This is a genomic window from Gordonia sp. CNJ-863 (assembly GCF_001942325.1).
In the GTDB taxonomy this organism is placed as follows: Bacteria; Actinomycetota; Actinomycetes; order Mycobacteriales; family Mycobacteriaceae; genus Gordonia; species Gordonia alkanivorans.
This window is the reverse complement of sequence record NZ_MKKG01000070.1, coordinates 1-2,020: the sequence shown is the minus strand read 5'-3', so window position 1 is coordinate 2,020 and position 2,020 is coordinate 1. Positions and strand designations below refer to the sequence as shown.

Here is a 2,020-nt window from a genome sequence, read left to right as displayed (position 1 = left end):
AGGTTTTGCTTCATCTTGCGGTAGCTGGCCTTGGACAGTTCGATCACCGAGAGCACCGAACGCGGGTCATCGCTGGCGAGGATGACTCCGGCCGAGGCGATCGCGACGTCGGTGCCCGCGCCGATGGCGATGCCGACGTCGGCTTGAGCGAGTGCGGGGGCATCGTTGACGCCGTCGCCGACCATGGCGACTTTGCGGCCCTCGCGCTGCAACTCGGCGACCTTGTCGGCTTTGTCCTCAGGGCGCACCCCGGCAAAGACCCGGTCGATACCGAGCTCTGCGGCGACGCTGTGCGCGACCGCTTCGGCATCACCGGTGATCATCACTACCGCCACGCCCACTTGGTGCAGGGCGTCGACGGCTTGGCGGGACTCCGCACGTACTTCGTCGGCGAGTTTGATCGCGCCGACGACCTCGTCGTCACGCACGACGTGCAAGATGATGGCCCCGTCGGCGCGCCACTGCTCGGCGATGGCGAGTTCGTGCCGGCGGTGCTCCTCGAGCATGCGCGGCCCGCCGACCCGCACGACCGTCCCTTCGACATGGGCGCTGACCCCGACCGCGGGTGAGGAGGTGAACTCGGTGGCCGAGGGGATCTGCAGGGCCCGGTCTCGGGCGGCGGCGACAATCGCCCGGGCCAGGGGGTGTTCGCTGTCCGCTTCGGCGGCGGCAGCGGCGGCCAGCACGTCCTCGGCGTCGCTACCAGGGGCGGGCTCGACGGCGATCACAGTCGGTTCCCCCTTGGTGAGGGTTCCGGTCTTGTCGAACAGCACTGCGTCCACGGTGCGCATAGCTTCCAGGGCGAGGCGGTCTTTGATCAGCACTCCCCCGCGGGCAGCGCGTTCGGTGGCGATGGCGACCACCAGCGGTATGGCCAGCCCGAGTGCGTGCGGGCAGGCGATGACCAGCACGGTGATCGTGCGGATGACCGCGTCATCGGGTTGACCGATCACCGTCCACACGATCGCGGTGATGACCGCAGCGGTCAGTGCGAACCAAAACAGCAGCGCGGCCGCGGAATCGGCGAGGCGTTGCGCACGTGACGACGAATTCTGGGCGTCGGTGACCAGCCGCTGGATACCGGCCAACGCAGTGTTCTCACCGGTCGCGGTGACTTGCACGCGTAGACCGGAATCGGTGGCCACCGTTCCGGCGACGACCGGATCACCTACGCCACGGCGGACGGTGCGCGATTCACCGGTCACCATCGATTCGTCGACCTCGGCGGTTCCGTCGATGACGCGGCCGTCGGCGGGAACGCTGGCACCAGGGCGCACGATCACCACATCCCCGACCTGCAACTGCGCCGGGGCCACAATGCTGATCTGTTCACCGTCGACGCGTTCGGCCTCATCGGGCAGCAGTGCCGCCAACGAGTCCAGCGCCGAGGTCGTCTGGGCCAGCGACCGCATCTCGATCCAGTGCCCGAGCAGCATGATGACGATCAGCAGGGCCAGTTCCCACCAGAAGTCCAGTTCATGGTGCACAACCTCGAGACTGGCTCCCCACGAGGCGACGAAGGCCACCGTGATCGCCAGAGCGATCAGCAACATCATGCCCGGTGTGCGCGAGCGTAATTCACTTACGGCCCCCGACAGGAACGGACGCCCGCCCCAGGCGAACATCACCGTGCCCAGTACCGGGGAAATCCATTGGACCACTCCGGTATCGGGCAGCTGATAGCCGATGAGCATGGCAAACATCGGTGAGAACGCGACGACCGGCACTGCGAGGACGAGCATGATCCAGAACAACTGCCGGAACTGGCCCACATGGTCACCATGCCCGCCGTGCCCGTGACCGCCGTGACCGGCATGACCACTGTGACTGTCGTGACCGGCGTGGTCGTCGGAACCGTGATGGCGTTGTCCGGCAGAGGAATCGGGGTGGTGATGTCCGGTGTGATCGAGCACCGCCTCGTGGTGCTCAACCTGGCCGTGGTGGTGCTGATCGGCGGCCGTGTGACCGGCGTGTTCAGCAGAGGTGTGCTCGTTCATGACGCCACCTTATACCCCTGGGG

The 2,020-nt window shown here is 66.9% G+C and carries 2 protein-coding genes; one reads left to right on the top strand and one right to left on the bottom strand.

From position 1 onward, the window contains the following. The coding region (locus BJF87_RS22700) for a heavy metal translocating P-type ATPase (RefSeq protein ID WP_316042980.1) at positions 1 to 1,742 on the bottom strand (1,742 nt) is incomplete at its 3' end. Between the two features lie 54 nt (positions 1,743 to 1,796). On the opposite strand from BJF87_RS22700, the gene BJF87_RS27145 reads away from it, so the two are divergent. Beyond that, the coding region (locus BJF87_RS27145; protein ID WP_316042979.1) for a hypothetical protein at positions 1,797 to 2,020 on the top strand (224 nt) is incomplete at its 3' end.